At 67.9% G+C, this 15250-nt stretch carries 11 protein-coding genes; 4 read left to right on the forward strand and 7 right to left on the reverse strand.

Annotated elements, in window-relative coordinates; all coding sequences use genetic code 11:
- Positions 1–4 precede the first annotated feature (4 nt).
- Positions 5–1789, reverse strand: coding sequence for a tetratricopeptide repeat protein (locus tag TSB10GB4_RS14005; protein ID WP_186396253.1), 1785 nt, complete (start codon positions 1787–1789; stop codon positions 5–7).
- Between the two features lie 439 nt (positions 1790–2228).
- Between TSB10GB4_RS14005 and ppdK the strand changes: the two genes are divergently transcribed.
- Positions 2229–4901 carry a pyruvate, phosphate dikinase gene (gene ppdK / locus TSB10GB4_RS14010; protein WP_186396254.1) on the forward strand — a complete coding sequence of 891 codons (2673 nt, stop codon included), beginning with the start codon at positions 2229–2231 and terminating at the stop codon, positions 4899–4901.
- Positions 4902–4905: 4 nt separating this feature from the next.
- A complete protein-coding gene (locus TSB10GB4_RS14015; RefSeq protein WP_186396255.1) occupies positions 4906–5850 on the forward strand; it encodes an ArgK/MeaB family GTPase in 945 nt (314 codons plus the stop codon).
- On the opposite strand, the gene TSB10GB4_RS14020 is transcribed toward TSB10GB4_RS14015, so the two are convergent.
- Positions 5840–8089, reverse strand: a complete 2250-nt coding sequence (locus TSB10GB4_RS14020) for a bifunctional diguanylate cyclase/phosphodiesterase (protein ID WP_186396256.1) — start codon at positions 8087–8089, stop codon at positions 5840–5842. The two genes, TSB10GB4_RS14015 and TSB10GB4_RS14020, sit on opposite strands and share 11 nt — an antisense overlap.
- Positions 8090–8397: 308 nt before the next feature.
- On the opposite strand from TSB10GB4_RS14020, the gene TSB10GB4_RS14025 reads away from it, so the two are divergent.
- Together TSB10GB4_RS14025 and TSB10GB4_RS14030 are read left to right on the forward strand one after the other, a co-directional pair.
- Entirely contained in the window at positions 8398–9810 is a 1413-nt protein-coding gene (locus TSB10GB4_RS14025) for a bifunctional enoyl-CoA hydratase/phosphate acetyltransferase (protein ID WP_244570913.1), read from the forward strand.
- Entirely contained in the window at positions 9807–10997 is a 1191-nt protein-coding gene (locus TSB10GB4_RS14030; RefSeq protein WP_186396257.1) for an acetate/propionate family kinase, read from the forward strand. The genes TSB10GB4_RS14025 and TSB10GB4_RS14030 overlap by 4 nt, the downstream gene beginning before the upstream one ends.
- An 18-nt stretch (positions 10998–11015) precedes the next feature.
- Here TSB10GB4_RS14030 and TSB10GB4_RS14035 read toward each other — a convergent pair whose 3' ends face one another.
- The 5 genes from TSB10GB4_RS14035 to TSB10GB4_RS14055 all read right to left on the reverse strand — a co-directional run bounded on the left by TSB10GB4_RS14035 (position 11016) and on the right by TSB10GB4_RS14055 (position 15237).
- Complete coding sequence (locus TSB10GB4_RS14035; protein ID WP_186386374.1) at positions 11016–11414, reverse strand: hypothetical protein; 399 nt, start codon at positions 11412–11414, stop codon at positions 11016–11018.
- 247 nt (positions 11415–11661) lie between these two features.
- Entirely contained in the window at positions 11662–12549 is an 888-nt protein-coding gene (locus tag TSB10GB4_RS14040) for a DMT family transporter (protein WP_208984799.1), read from the reverse strand.
- A gap of 310 nt (positions 12550–12859) precedes the next feature.
- Positions 12860–13576: a GntR family transcriptional regulator gene (locus TSB10GB4_RS14045; RefSeq protein WP_186396259.1), complete on the reverse strand. Its 717-nt coding sequence runs from the start codon at positions 13574–13576 to the stop codon at positions 12860–12862.
- Positions 13577–13686: 110 nt separating this feature from the next.
- Positions 13687–14997, reverse strand: a complete 1311-nt coding sequence (locus tag TSB10GB4_RS14050) for an amidase (protein ID WP_186396260.1) — start codon at positions 14995–14997, stop codon at positions 13687–13689.
- Positions 14998–15039: 42 nt separating this feature from the next.
- The gene (locus tag TSB10GB4_RS14055; protein ID WP_186386378.1) at positions 15040–15237 is read right to left on the reverse strand and encodes a hypothetical protein; all 198 of its coding nucleotides are present in this window, start codon (positions 15235–15237) and stop codon (positions 15040–15042) included.
- Positions 15238–15250: the final 13 nt, after the last annotated feature.

The raw sequence follows: 15250 nt of genomic DNA on the forward strand, positions 1-15250 counted from the left end.
GGCGTCAGCCGCCGTTCTGCTTCGGCTCGGCCTTGGCGGCGGGCGGCTCGCCGGGCTCCGGCAGGCCGTTTTCGATCTTCTCCAGGATCTTCGGCAGCTCTTCGGGCTCCGGATCGAGGTCGCGGGCGTGGTTCCACTGGAACCGCGCCTCGAGGCGGCGCCCGACCTTCCAATAGGCATCGCCGAGATGGTCGTTGATCACCGAATCCTGCGGCCGCAGTTCCACGGCCTTCTCCAGCTCGACGACGGCGTCCTCATAGCGGTGCAGCTTGTAGTAGGCCCAGCCGAGACTGTCGACGATGTAGCCGTCGCGCGGGCGCAGCTCCACCGCCTTGCGGATCATGTCGAGCGCCTCGGGCAGCTTGAGACCCTGATCGACAAGCGAATATCCGAGGTAGTTCAGCACCAGCGGCTGATCGGGCGACAGCTCCAGGGAGAGGCGGAAATCGGCCTCGGCCTGATCCCATTTCTTCAGTCTTTCCCGGCAGATACCGCGATAATAGTAGATCGTCCAATGCTGCGGTTGCGGTTCGGAAATGGTGGCGATGCCCTTGCTGTAGGCCTCCTCGGCCTCCTCGAAGAGCTTGTGCGAGCGCAGTACGTTGCCGAGTGCGGTGACCGCGTCGAGGTCGCTCGGATCGCTCTCGACCAGCGCCGCCAGATGGGCGCGGGACTCTTCGAGATTCTCCAGTGCATTGTAATTTATGCCGACCTGAATCTCGGCGTCGCGCTTCAGCGGCGAAGTGTCCGGCACGCCCGAAAGCACCTCGATGGAGCGTTCGAAACGGCCCATCCGGTCGAACAGGCCGGCCAGCGCGATGGCGGCGACATCGGCCTCCTCGTCGAGATGCAGCGAAAGCTGCAGGAAGGTGGCGGCGAGTTCCTCGCCGCCGTCACGGCCGATCGCCGCGCCGAGCCCGTAGAGAACCTCGGCCGCGCCGACCTCGGGGCTCCGGACAATGGTGCCAAGTGTCTCGCCGGCCTCGACTTTTCTGCGCGTGGCGAGCAGTCCCGGATGGTTGGGCAGCATGGCGTTGAAGTCGTCCAGCACCTTCAGCGCCGCGTCCTTGTCGCCATTGCGATAGAGCGACAGCGCGTAGGCATTGACGACCCGCAAGGCGCCGCGGTCAGCCTCATAGGCCGCGCGGAAGTTGTCTTCCGCTTCCGCAGCGCGGCTGGCGTGATCCTGGATCAGGCCGGAATGGTAGGTGACGAAGACGGTGTACCAGCTCGGCCCGGAAAGCCGCGAGATCCGCGCCAGCGCCTCGTCGGTCTCGCCGCGGGCGGCAAGCAGCCAGGCGGAGATCAGCCCGGAGGCCAGTTCCGCCAGCGGGCCGCGCCCGCCGTCGGACAGGTATTCGCCGGCCTTGGCGTAGTTGCCGGCGCGCATCTCCTCCACCGCCAGCATCAGCCCGGCAAGGAAGTGGTCCGCCTGTTCGCCCTTCAGCCGTTCCGCCAGTTCCAGCGCCTCGGCGAGATCGCCATTGGCGAGCTTCAGCACGAAGGTGCGGTCGAGCAGGAAAGGGTTGCCCGGATCGACCAGCAGCGCCTCGCCGAAGAAGGCGGCGGCATTGCCGATGTCGTTGCTCTGGCCCGCCAGCCGGCCGGCGAGATAGCTGCCGCTCAGGGTGATCGGCAGTCCTTCCGGCGTTCCCGTGACAGTGCCGATTGCCTGGGCCTGGGTCTCGGCGACGGCCTGGGGAGCGGCGAGGGCGACGAGGGCCAGCAGCGCGACGCTGCAGGCGAGCTTGCCGCGGCGGGCGGAACGGGTGAGGCGGCGTGTGGTCATCCGGAGTGTCTCAATGCCCCTGCTTTTGCACCGATCCGGGTGCCTGACCCGGCGCCTGAGCTCGGCGTCTGGATCTGGGTGTCTGCCTTGGCGCGAATGTGGCGAGTCATCCGCATGATCTTGCGTGCGAGGATGGCCGCAATATGTCCCGCCTGCAAGCGCGACCGCCCGGCGCGCCCGCGAAGCCGGCTCAGGCTTTGCGGCGCTCCCGCGATATGGGGTGCGCGGGCCGCTGCGGCAATGGGATCCGCGGGCCGGCGGAAGCGAGGCTCCATAGGCTGCGGCAATAACGAAAGGGGCCGGGCGCGCAAAAAACCTTTGTTTCGTGCACTGCATCATTTAAGGGGAGGGGCATCCGGGAAGGGAGGCGCGCGCGACCTCAAGCGCGGGGCCCGGCGCCTCCGGGGTGCAAGCCCCGAAGCGAGAGGATGCAGGCGGCATGACCAAATGGGTGTTCGGTTTCGGTGACGGCAAGGCCGAGGGCTCTGCCGGAATGAGGAACCTGCTCGGCGGCAAGGGAGCCAACCTGGCCGAGATGAGCAATCTGGGGCTGCCGGTGCCGCCAGGCTTTACCATCACCACCGAGGTCTGCACCTGGTTCGACACCCACGACAAGACCTATCCCGACGGGCTGCGTGAACAGGTCGACGCGGCGCTGGAGGAGGTCGGCCGGATCACCGGGCGCCGCTTTGGCGACACGTCCAACCCGCTGCTGGTTTCTGTCCGTTCGGGCGCCCGCGTCTCCATGCCGGGCATGATGGACACGGTGCTCAATCTCGGCCTCAACGACGAGACGGTGCCGGCGCTGGCCGCCGCCGCCGGCGACCCGCGCTTCGCCTATGACAGCTACCGCCGCTTCATCCAGATGTATTCCGACGTGGTGATGGGCCTCGACCACCACGCCTTCGAGGAGATCCTCGAGGAGTTCAAGAACGAGCACGGCCGCGACCTCGACACCGACCTGACGGCCGAAGACTGGCAGCAGGTCATCGCCAGCTACAAGACCCTGGTCGAGGACGAACTCGGCACGCCCTTCCCGCAGGATCCGCACGAACAGCTCTGGGGCGCCATCGGCGCGGTGTTCCTGTCCTGGGAAAGCGCGCGGGCGATCACCTATCGCCGGCTGCACGACATTCCCAACGACTGGGGCACGGCGGTCAACGTACAGGCGATGGTCTTCGGCAACATGGGTGAGGAGTCGGCCACCGGCGTCGCCTTCACCCGCAATCCGTCGACCGGCGAGAAGGCGCTTTATGGCGAGTTCCTGATCAACGCCCAGGGCGAGGACGTGGTCGCCGGCATCCGCACGCCGCAGGATCTCACCGAGGCGGCGCGCATCGCCGCCGGCTCCGAGGCGCTGTCGCTGGAAAAGGCGATGCCGGAGGCCTTCGCCGAGTTCACCGAGATCTGCGACCGGCTGGAAGGCCATTATCGCGACATGCAGGATCTCGAGTTCACCATCGAGCGCGGACGCCTGTGGATGCTGCAGACCCGCTCGGGCAAGCGCACCGCGCGCGCTGCGCTGAAGATCGCCGTGGAGATGGCCGACGAGGGCCTGATCACCACCGAGGAAGCGGTGATGCGCGTCGATCCGGCCGCTCTCGACCAGCTTCTGCACCCGATGATCGACCCGGCGGCGGAGCGCGACGTGATCGCCACCGGCCTGCCGGCCTCGCCGGGCGCAGCGTCCGGCGCCATCGTCTTCTCCTCTGACGAGGCGGAAGAGGCGAAGGCTGCAGGCCGCAAGGTGATCCTGGTGCGCGTCGAGACGAGCCCGGAAGACATTCACGGCATGCACGCGGCCGAAGGCATCCTGACGACGCGCGGCGGCATGACCAGCCACGCGGCGGTGGTGGCGCGCGGCATGGGCAAGCCCTGCGTTTCCGGCGCCGGCGCGCTGCGGATCGACTATCGCACGGCGACGCTGACGGTCTCGGGCCGCAAGCTCGCCAAGGGCGACGTGATCACCATCGACGGCACCACCGGCCAGGTCCTGGTCGGCGAGGTGGCGATGCTGCAGCCGGAAATGTCCGGCGAGTTCGCCCGGCTGATGGAATGGGCCGACACCCATCGCCGGATGGCGGTGCGCACCAATGCCGAGACGCCGGCGGATGCCCGCGCGGCGCGCGGCTTCGGCGCGGAAGGCATCGGCCTGTGCCGCACCGAACACATGTTCTTCGAAGGAGAGCGCATCGTCGCGGTGCGCGAGATGATCCTGTCGGAGACCGAGCAGGGCCGGCGCGCGGCGCTGGACAAGCTGCTGCCGATGCAGCGCGGCGATTTCACCGAGCTGTTCGAGATCATGCAGGGCCTGCCCGTGACGATCCGCCTGCTCGACCCGCCGCTGCACGAGTTCCTGCCGCATAGCGAGGAGGAGATCGCCGAGGTGGCGGCGGTGATGGGTGTCGACAGCGAGGTGCTGCGGCAGCGGGCGCAGGATCTCAATGAATTCAACCCGATGCTCGGCCATCGCGGCTGCCGGCTGCTCGTCACCTATCCGGAAATCGCCGAGATGCAGGCGCGCGCTATCTTCGAGGGCGCGGTAGCGGCCGGCAAGACGACCGGAGCGCCGGTGACGCCGGAGATCATGGTGCCGCTGGTCGGCGTCAAGGCCGAACTGGACCTGGTGCGCGCGCGCATCGACGCGATGGCCAAGGCGGTGGCGCAGGAGACGGGTGTCACCGTCGACTATCAGGTCGGCACGATGATCGAGCTGCCGCGCGCCTGTCTGCGGGCCGGCGAGATCGCGGAGACGGCCGAGTTCTTCTCCTTCGGCACCAACGATCTGACGCAGACCGCCTTCGGCATCTCGCGGGACGATGCGGCGTCTTTCCTCGGCATCTATCAGCGGATGGGCATCGTCGAGCGCGATCCCTTCGTGTCGCTCGACCAGGAGGGCGTCGGCGAGCTGATCCGCATCGGCGCCGACCGCGGCCGGGCGGCGCGGCCGGGTCTCAAGCTCGGCATCTGCGGCGAGCATGGCGGCGACCCGGCCTCGATCACCTTCTGCGAGAGTGTCGGGCTCGACTACGTCTCCTGCTCGCCGTTCCGCGTGCCGATCGCCCGGCTGGCGGCGGCGCAGGCGGCGGTGAAGGCGAAGAAAGCGGCCTGAGGCCATGGCGGTCCGGCGGCCGGCGACGATCGGAGAGCTTGCCGCCGGCGGCAAGGCGGCGCTCGCCCGCACGCTCTCGGCCATCGAGACCGATGGCGACGAGCCCGCGTTCCTGCATCTGCTCGACACGGCCGTGCAGGCCGGGCGCGGCCGCGTCCTCGGCCTCACCGGCCCGCCGGGGGTCGGCAAGTCGACGCTGACCAACGCCTTGATCCGTGCCTATCGGGGGCGGGGCGAGAGCGTCGGCGTGATCGCCGTCGATCCGTCCTCGCAGATCACCGGCGGGGCGCTGCTCGGCGACCGCACGCGGCTGTCCACCGATCCGGAGGACATGGGCGTCTTTGTGCGCTCGATGGCGGCGCGGGACCGGCTTGGCGGGCTCTCCGACCACGCCATCGCCGCCGTCGTCCTGATGCGGGCTGTGATGGACCGGGTGATCGTCGAATCGGTCGGCATCGGCCAGTCCGAGGCCGATGTCGCCCATGTCGCCGACACGCTCGCCCTGTGCATCCAGCCGGGCTCGGGCGACAGTCTGCAATTCATGAAAGCCGGGGTGATGGAACTGCCCGACCTGGTGCTGGTCACCAAGGCGGACATGGGCGCGCTGGCGCGGCGCGCGGCCGCCGACGTGCAGGGGGCGCTGTCGCTGGCCCGCCCGGCGGGAGCGGCGCTGCCCGAAGTGCTGACGGTCTCGGCGACGGCGGAACAGGGCATCGCCGAAGCTGTCGAGGCCTGCGATGCCCACGCGGCGCGGCTCGAGACGTCGGGAGAGCTCGACCACCGTCGGCGGCGGCAACAGCGGCACTGGGTGGAGGATGCGGTGATGCGGCGCTTCGGCACGGTCGGACGAGCGACCTGCGATATCGATGCGGCGCTTGCCGGGGCGGGCGGTCCGTTCACCGCGATCGCCCGGCTGGACGCGGAATTGCGCGGACGGCTTACGCCCTGAGCGACACCGCCACCTGGCTCTCGCCGGACAGGCGCGCCTCCGCCTCGGCGATCCGCGCCGACGGCACGGGCCGCGACAGGTAGAAGCCCTGCAGGCGGTCGCAATTGGTCCGCTGCAGGATCATTGCCTGCTGGCGGGTCTCGATGCCTTCCGCGACCACCTTCATGCCGAGCGCCTCGCCGAGATCGATGATTGTCGACAGGATTGCATGGGCATGCGGGGCGACTTCCAGGTCGGCGATGAAGGAACGGTCGATCTTCAGCGTGTCGAAGGGGAAGCGGCGCAGATAGCTGAGGCTCGAATAGCCGACGCCGAAATCGTCGAGGGCAACCCGAACACCCATGTCCTGCACCTGGGTGAGGATCTTGAGAATGTCGATGTCGTTGTCGGCGAAAACCGACTCCGTCACCTCGATCTCCAGCCGCGACGGCTCGAAACCGCAGGCCTCAAGCGTGTCGCGCAGATCCTCGATGAAGCGCGGATGGCGGAACTGGGTCGGCGAGACATTGACCGCAAGGCCCAGATGCGGCCAGGCGGCGGCGTCCTCGCAGGCGCGGCGCAGCACATAGAGGCCGAGATCATTGATGAGGCCGGTTTCCTCGGCGATCGGCACGAAGGTGGACGGGCTGATGACGCCCATCTCCGCGTCGGTCCAGCGCAGCAGGGCCTCGACGGACAGGACCTTGGTGCCGTCGATGGTGGTCTGCGGCTGATAGACGACGCCGAGCCTGTTGTTGGTGATGGCCTCGCGCAGCGCATGGGCGAGGTTCTCGCGGGTGCGCACGTGTTCTTCCATGCATGCATCGAAAAACGCCCAGCGGCCGCGACCGCCCGCCTTTGCCGAATACAGGGCGATGTCGGCCTTGCGGAGCAACTCGCCCATCGACAGGCTGTCGTGCGGGGCGATGGCCGCGCCGACGCTGAGGCTGATATGCAGATGGTTGCCGCCGATATACATCGGCACGGCAAACCGGTCCTGTATGCGCTTCAGCATCTGCTCGATGCGCTCGCGGGACTCGCAGCCGGGCAGCAGCAGGGCGAACTCGTCGCCGCTGATGCGCGCGAGCGTCGCGCCCTCCGGCACCAATACCCGCAGCCGGCGCGCCGCCTCGCGGATCACCTCGTCGCCGGCAGCGTGTCCCAGCGTGTCGTTGATGTCCTTGAAGTGGTCGAGGTCGATGTAGATGACGCCGAGCAACCCCTTGCCGACCTGCCAGCTTGCCAGTTCCTCGCGGAAACTGGTGGCGAAATAGTCGCGATTGGCAAGGCCGGTCAGGCTGTCGTGCAGGGCGGCATGCTGGGCGCGCGCCTCGCTCTCGGCAAGGCGTCGGGTGTTCTGGCGGGTGTAGTAGAGCACCAGGCCAGTGAGACCGGCGATGGTGGCGGCCAGGAAGAACAGAACCGGCCCGACGCCGTAGAGGATCGAGGAGCCGGGGTTCTGCGCCTGCCAGACGAGATAGCCGATGGGCGCGTTGCGGGGGTCGCGCAGTTCCATGCTGGCGAACGCGCCATCGGGGTCGGTAACCGACCGCAGGCCGCGCACGCCGGAGCGCTCGGCCAGCCCCTGGAGCCGCGCGGGATCGAGCTTCTTCAGGCTGATCAGCACCGCAGGCGCGCGGCGGGCGGACAGGAACTGCTTGAGTTCGGGGCCGATCGCCGTCACCGAAACCAGCGCCGGCACGCCTTCGAAGACCGTCATGCCGGTTTCGTGCAGGGACCGCGTGAAGCCGCTCGGCGGCCGCTCAATGTAGTAGAGGCCGGACGGCAGGCGGTTGAAGCTGGCGATGAAGCGGGCGCGGACGCCGGCAATGAGCGGCTCGATGTCTTCCAGCAGACCCGAGGTCTCCTCGACCGGGTGCCGTTTCCCGCGCACGGAGTTGTAGATCGGGCGTCCGTGGATATCGAGAATGACGGCCTGGTCGTGTCCGTAGTTGGAGAAAAGCCAGAGGCCGACATTGCTGTCGAGCCAGTCGGTGCTCAGCGTCTCGGGACGCGAGTAGAAGAAGGACTGGTCCCAGACCGCAGCGCCCTCCTGTTCCTTGGCCAGAAGCTCGAGCTGCAGATTGGTACTGCCCTTCAGGAGCGACCGTTCACTGTTGAGGGCGGCGATGTCGGCGGAGCGCGAGGTGTAGACGATCAGCGCCACCGAGAAGGCGATGGCGAGCAGAACCAGCCCCACAACGGGGAACAGGATGGCGTTGGCGAGTCGTGTGCCAGTGTCCGTTCGTGTCGCTACCATGCAGGCCTCTTAAGATCGACCGAAGGTTGCACGGCTCCTGTTAACAAATGACCACCAACAATTGGTTAATCCGTGTAAAGGGCTTTATCGAAAGATCTTTATTTGACAATGGGTTAGATGGATTGCGCCGAGGCCTGGCAGCGTCCGAGGTCGCCGCCGTCGCCGGGGTCCGGAGATTGACGGATTGCGCGTCCGGGGAGGGGGCATACATGCTTGGGCACGACGATCTTCCGGGTGCATGGCCCGGCCAGCCCATGATAGGTCGCCAGACCGACCTCCAACACCAGCGAGCCGGAACCGATCTTCCGATGGACATACGAACAGGCGCCACCAACCGGGACATGGTGGAGAACCGGACTTTCGACGAGATCGCGGCCGGCGACAGCACGATGATGCGCCGCACCCTGGTCCAGCAGGATATCGACCTGCTGGCGGTGATTTCCGGCGGGGCTATGCCGGGCGGCTCCCTTGTCGGCGGAGGTGCTGCGCCGGGACCGCTGGTCACTGGCCTGCTGTCGCTGCTGCTGGCGACGGAACTGCCCGGCCCAGGGACGGTGATGACGGCACAGGAACTCTCCTTTCACAGCGGGGTCGCGGCCGGCGACACGCTGCTGCTGTCGCTCGAGGTGCTGGAGCGGGAGCCGTCAACGCGCGAACTCGCGCTCGCCTGCACCTGCCGGACGGATACGGGGCGGGTGATCGCGTCGGGCCGGGTGCGGGTGCAGGCGCCCAAAGAAAAGATCCGCCGTCCGCGCGCGGAACTGCCCGATATCCGGATGAGCCGGCATGAGCGCTTCCGTGCACTGATGGCGGAGGCGGCTTCGACCGTGCCGCCAGTCACCGCTGTCGCGCATCCCTGCAGCGCCTCGGCGATTGCCGCGGTGGCTGAGGCGGCGGACGCGGGAATTATCGAACCGGTGCTTGTGGGGGCGCGCAAGAAGATCGAGCAGGCGGCCGCGGAGGCGGGCGTTGCCCTCGACCGGTTCCGCCTGGTGGAGGCGCCGCACAGCCATGCGGCGGCCGAGGAGGCGGTGGCGCTGGTCAGATGCGGCGAGGCCTCGCTGCTGATGAAGGGCTCGCTGCATACCGACGAGTTGCTGCGCGCGGTCCTCGACCGGGCGAAGGGGCTGCGAACCGAGCGGCGGCTGTCGCATGTCTATCTGATGGACGTGCCGGGGCACCCCAGGCCGCTGCTGGTGACCGATGCGGCGGTGAACATCGCGCCGGATCTCGCCATCAAGCGCGACATCATCCAGAACGCCATCGATCTCGCCCACGCGATGGGGATTGCACTGCCGAAGGTGGCGATCCTCTCGGCGGTGGAGACGATCAACCCGAAGCTCGCCTCGACGCTGGATGCCGCTGCCCTGTGCAAGATGGCCGAACGCGGCCAGATCACCGGCGGGCTGGTCGACGGGCCGCTGGCGTTCGACAATGCGGTGAACCTGCAGGCGGCACGGGAAAAGGGCATCGTCTCGCCGGTGGCGGGAGAGGCCGACATCCTGGTCGTGCCGGACCTTGAGGCCGGAAACATCCTGGCCAAGCAATTGACCTTCCTTGCCGGCGCCGACGCGGCCGGCGTGGTGCTCGGTGCCCGGGTGCCGATCATCCTGACCAGCCGGGCCGATGCCGAACGCACGCGGCTTGCCTCCTGCGCCGTGGCGGCAAAGCTCGCCCGGGTGCGGATCGCGGCAGCGGCCGGCGGCGAGGGCTCAGCGTGAGCGGTGGCCCGACGGTTGGCGCGATCCTGACCCTGAATGCGGGGTCATCGAGCCTCAAGCTGGCGATCTTCGATCTTGTGGCGACCGGGGCGTTGCTGCCCTGGCGACGCGGCGAGCTACGCCAGGACGGGGCGGCGCAGCGGTTCCGGCTGAGGGATGCCGATGGCGTGATGATCGTGAACGAAGTCTGGAGCCAGGCGCGGTTCGATGCTTCGCTCGGGCATCTGCTGGCGCGGATCGATGGAGAACTGGCGGGGCGCAGGCTCATCGGCATCGGCCACCGGGTGGTGCATGGCGGAGCCGGACACCGGATGCCGGAGGAGGTGACGCCGGAATTGCTCGCCCTTCTCGGCGAACTGGCGGAACTGGCGCCGTTGCATGTGCCGCACAACCTGGCGCCGATCCGCGAAATCGCCCTTGCACGGCCGGATATGCGTCAGGTCGTGTGTTTCGACACAGCCTTCCATCGGACGATCCCCGCAGTGGCAACACGCTTCGCGCTGCCGCGCGAGTTCGAGAGCCGGGGCATTCGCCGCTATGGCTTCCACGGGCTTTCCTACGAATATGTCGCCCGGCGACTGGCGGTGCTGTCGCCGCGTCTCTATGCCGGGCGGGTGATCGCCGCGCATCTGGGCAATGGCGCCAGCCTGTGCGCGTTGAAGGGCGGAGAGAGCATCGACACGACGATGGGCTTCACGGCTCTCGACGGGCTCGTCATGGGGACGCGCTGCGGCGCGCTGGATCCCGGCGCGCTGCTCCACCTGATGCGCTGGGAGGGGCTGTCCGTCGACGAGGCCGAGCGCCTGCTCTACACGCGCTCCGGCCTGCTGGGCCTGTCGGGCATTTCCAACGACATGCGGGTGCTGCTGGAGAGCGGTGAGCCGGCGGCGGCGGAGGCGGTCGACGTCTTCATTCACCGCATCGTGCGGGAGGCGGGTGCCCTGGCAAGCATTCTCGGTGGGCTCGACGGGCTGGTCTTCACCGCCGGCATCGGCGAAAACGCGCCGGAAATCCGCGCGCGCGTCTGCGAGCGGCTCGGCTGGCTGGGCTTGCGTCTCGACGAGACGGCGAACGCGGACGGTGCGGAGATCATCTCCGCGCCGGACAGCGCGGTTGAGGTTCGGGTGATCGCCTCGGACGAGGAGGCGATGATCGCGGAACATGTCCGCGATCTGCCGGCAGCGTGAGATAGGGACCGTGTCCCGTCAGGCGACGACGAGAGCGGCCGCCTTGAGTTCGTCGGAGATCTCTTCCGCCTCGCGGGCAACCTGCTCCACGGCTTCGGAGGTAACCTCGGGAACGAGATTGGCGTTGCGGAAGGCTTCCCGCGCGTAGTCCTCGACGGCCTCGCTGCAGAATTCGGTGCAGGCCGAGACAACCTCGCCCGGCTCACGCGCCTGCAACAGCCGTTCGGCGAGACGCATGTCCTTCTCGATCCGCAGGCGAAGGAAGTCGACCATCTCGACCTGGCGCTCCAGCGTCGCGCGCAATGCCTCGGACTGCATCCGCCCGACGAGCAGCATCGGGTTGCAGTAGACGGTCTCGAAAGGCGTGAGGGACACGTTGACGGCGTCCTCGGAAACGGTCTTGCGGGTCTTGGCCACTCTTCTGTTCCCTCCCTGTTGGCCGGTGCCGTTCGGCGTCCGGCAAAGTGCGGTCGTCCACGACCGCTCAACCAGCATAGACCTCGCATGTGGCAGAACGTTGATGCAGGTCAACGACGATGTGCGACAGGGTGTCGCTACGTAAGACTCGCAGGGTCCGCCGGCGGTCGGGCGGTCCGCCGATGGCATCTCGGCCGCGGCGCGTGCCGCATCACGGTGGCAGAAGCCGGCGGGGTCTTGTCCTGGATCAAGGGTCGAGGGCGGCAGGCCGCGCGCCGCCGCGGTATCCCACGACGAGACAGGAGGCGATGATCAATCCGGCCCCGGCCATGGCGACAGCGTCCGGGATTTCGCCAAAGGCGAAATAGGCGATTGCGGCGCTGAAGGGCAGGCGTGCGAAGTCGAACTGCATCACCGTGCTGGCCGGTGCGGCCCGGAAGGCGAGAAGCATGGTCACGCGCCCGGTGTACATCAGGCCGGCGATCAGGGCGATCCAGACCAGCGTGGCGACCGAGGGCAGCCCCCACACCCAGACGGCCGGCAGGAAGCCGACCAGCATCGGGCTCAACGTCATCATGGCGGCGGCGCGGCGGGTGCTGTCCACGCCCATGATCTGTTTCGACAGGATGTAGAGGCCGGACATGCCGACCGTCGCCAGGAGCACCGCGATCGTGCCGCCATCGACGACGGCAAAGCCCGGCTTGACGATCAGCAGCACGCCGAGAAACCCGGCGAAGATCGCGGCCCAACCGAGCGGATGCACCTGTTCGCCGAAGAGCAGACCCGCACAGGCGGTGACGATGATCGGCGCCGCGAAGCTGATGGCGGTCGCCTCGGCAAGCGGCACATGGGCGAGGGCGTAGAACCACGACAGGTTGGAAAACCCGCCGAAGGCGGCTGCGATCACGTAAAGCCTTATGCGCCGCGTGCGGTGCTGCGGCGGGGCCGGAAGCCGCAGCGCGGGCCAGACCAGCAGGAAGATGGCGGCGTTGGTCAGGAAGCCGATCTGGAAAGGATGCAGGTCGGAGGCCACCTTCGGGATCACTGCGTTGCCGCAGGAGATGCAGGCCGTGCTCAGGATCATCCAGCAGATGCCATGACGCACCGTGGCGTGCGCCGGAAGGAGGCTGTTCATGGGCGTAAACGGACCAGTTGGAGCGGGCTGCCGACAGGGCAGGCGGGAACATCGACGGCACGCCGGCCACTCGGGCCGACAGGCGGACGTCCCGTTCAGATTGAATACAATATCTGAAAAGGCAAGATAAATGTGTGCAACTTCGGCGGTTGCGCGACGTCTCTCGCCGGCGGCCGGACAAGGGCTTCGGTGCGGCGGATGGTCGATCGCGCGGGTATTGCCGCGCGGCCGGGCAGGCGCCTGGGACGCGTCGGGAGGATGGAGGTGCGGAAGGGCCCTCGTTCCTGGGGCCGGGCCCTGGGGCAGGGCCCTAGACCGCGACCATCCGGCCCTTGCTGCGCGGGCGCCGCCGCTCGGCTTCGGACATTTCCTGCTCGCGGAAATACTCCAGCATGCGCTGGGAGCCGCGGCGGACATGCTCCTGCGACAGGGCTTCGGCACGGGCGCCCTGGCCCTGCAGGATCGCCTTGAGGATGTACTCGTGATCCTCGTGGGCGCGGGCGATGAAGGCGAAGTCGAAGACGTCGCGTTTGATCGTCTCGATGCGCGGCAGATTGCGGGTGCGGTCGAGCATCTCCGCCAGGTGCTCGTTGCGCGCGGCGCAAATGATCGCCTGGTGGAAGGCGTTGTTGAGGTCGCTCAGCTTGCGGATCGCGTCGGGTCCGTCGGGTCCGCGGGCGATCACCTCGTCCGTTTCCGCGACGAGGCGATGCAGGGTGCCGCGGGCCTCGTCGCTGACGCCGGCCTCGGCGGCAAGGCGGGCCGCCAGCCCTTCCAGTGAGCTGCGCACGTCATACACGCCGGCGATGTAGTCCGCGTTGAAGGCGCGGACCACGAAGCCGGCATTGGGCCGATAGACGACGAGACCGTCGCTCGCCAGATGGTTCAGCGCCGCGCGCACGGGGGTGCGCGAGGTGCCGAGTTCCGCCGCGAGATCGACCTCGTTGAGCCGCGAGCCGGGTTCGTAGTGCCCGTTGATCAGGCGCTCCCGCAGTTTCGTCTTCACTTCCTGACCGCGCGTTGCCACCTGGTTCTCCCTGACCCATCGTCTTGTTGCGAGTGGGCTGCCTTATACAAGCTGGAGCCAGGGCTGGCAACGTACGCAATCCGACCAAGTGTTGCCCTGTTGTATTCCGGTCAGGCGACCAGTTTGTCGTCGAGGGCCGGGGCGATGGCCTCGGCGATGGCGAGCATGCGGGCATCCGACAGCCGGGGTCCGACGATCTGCACGCCGACGGGCAGCCCGTTCGGTCCACTGTGGCAGGGAATGGCAACGCAGGGCGCATGCAGCAGGGTCCACATTGCATTCATCACCCAGTTGCCGGTGGTGTCCAGACCGGGAGGCGCCTCGCCGGGCGCGGCGAGCGTCACGATGGCGTCGAGCTGACCGCCGAACAATCCGTCGAAAAGCGCTCGGCAGCGGGCGGCAAGATTGACGAAGCCGAGATAGGTTTCCGGTGTGATGCCCTCGCGGTTCTCCACCTTGTCCCGGAAGTCCTGGTGCAGGAGGGCATGGCCCGAGAGATATTCGGCGAGGAACTGTGCTCGTCCCTCCATCGTCATGATCGCCCACTGGGCGTCGTTGAGGGCGGAGAACTCCTCGGGCAGGTCGAGATCGAAGACCGTCGCGCCGGCCCCGCCCAGGCGCCGGCCGGCGAGCTCCAGCGCCTCGACGCCTTCCGCTGCCGCATGGTTCCAGTTGTGGCTGCGGACGACGCCGATCTTCAGCGCGCCGATGCTCTCCGGCTCCGCATCGTCGATGCCGGGAAGGCGGAAGGCCTTCGCCACCAGGGTGAGATCCTTCGGCGAGCGCCCATACCAGCCGAGCGTGTCGAGCGAGGGCGAATATTGCCGCGCGCCGGACCACGAGACGACCCCGAGGGTGGGCTTCAAGGCATAGACGCCGTTGAACGAGGCGGGCCGGATCAGCGAACCGCCGGTCTGGGTGCCAAGGGCGAGCGGCACCTGAAAGTCGCCGACCGCCGCGCCCGATCCCGAGGACGAGCCGCCCGGCGTGGTGCCCGGCTTCATCGGGTGATGGGTCAGGGCCTTGCGACCTCCGGCGGCGAACTCCACCGTGTCGGTCTTGCCGAGGACGAGGCCGCCGGTGGCCCGGATGACCCTGACGCAATCCGCGTCATGGCTCGGCCGGTTGTCGAAATAGGCCGGCGAGTTGTTGGTGGTCGGCATGTCCGCCGTGTCGATCATGTCCTTGATGCCGAAGGGCAGGCCATGAAGGGGCCCGAGCGAGCCGCGCGCGACGCGGATCTTGTCGAGTTCGCGGGCGCGCCGGATCGCAGCGTCCGGATCGACATAGGTCCACGCCTTGACCGCCGGGTCCCGCTCGCTGATGCGGGTGAGACAGGACCGGGTCAGGTCCTCGACGCTCAGTTCGCCCTTTTCGATGAGGCGGGCCGCCTCGCTTGCAGTCAGTCGACAGGCTTCCATGGCAGTCCTCGTGCAACAGGGAGAGGTTTGGCGGGCAGGGCGTCAGGTCAGCGGAACACGGAAGACCGGGGCCGGCTCATCGCTCTTGCGCGGCATGCGAGGGATGGCGGCGCTGGCCAGGGCGACCTTGTCGGCGATCTCGCGCATGCGCTCCAGATGCGCAGGTTCAAGCCTGGTGAGGCCATAGCGCGCGGCATAGGCGGCGATTTCGTCGATGGTCCAGGGGGTGGTGTCGGTCATGGGATAGGCTCCT

The organism is Stappia sp. TSB10GB4, from assembly GCF_900185745.1.
Classification (GTDB): Bacteria; Pseudomonadota; Alphaproteobacteria; order Rhizobiales; family Stappiaceae; genus Stappia.

Excerpts from the sequence above, each read along its gene's own strand:
- TSB10GB4_RS14005 (WP_186396253.1), bottom strand. The coding sequence starts at position 1,789 with ATGACCACACGCCGCCTCACCCGTTCCGCCCGCCGCGGCAAGCTCGCC.
- TSB10GB4_RS14050 (WP_186396260.1), bottom strand. The coding sequence starts at position 14,997 with ATGGAAGCCTGTCGACTGACTGCAAGCGAGGCGGCCCGCCTCATCGAA.
- TSB10GB4_RS14025 (WP_244570913.1), top strand. The coding sequence starts at position 8,398 with ATGGACATACGAACAGGCGCCACCAACCGGGACATGGTGGAGAACCGG.
- TSB10GB4_RS14020 (WP_186396256.1), bottom strand. The coding sequence starts at position 8,089 with ATGGTAGCGACACGAACGGACACTGGCACACGACTCGCCAACGCCATC.
- ppdK (WP_186396254.1), top strand. The coding sequence starts at position 2,229 with ATGACCAAATGGGTGTTCGGTTTCGGTGACGGCAAGGCCGAGGGCTCT.
- TSB10GB4_RS14055 (WP_186386378.1), bottom strand. The coding sequence starts at position 15,237 with ATGACCGACACCACCCCCTGGACCATCGACGAAATCGCCGCCTATGCC.
- TSB10GB4_RS14015 (WP_186396255.1), top strand. The coding sequence starts at position 4,906 with ATGGCGGTCCGGCGGCCGGCGACGATCGGAGAGCTTGCCGCCGGCGGC.
- TSB10GB4_RS14040 (WP_208984799.1), bottom strand. The coding sequence starts at position 12,549 with ATGAACAGCCTCCTTCCGGCGCACGCCACGGTGCGTCATGGCATCTGC.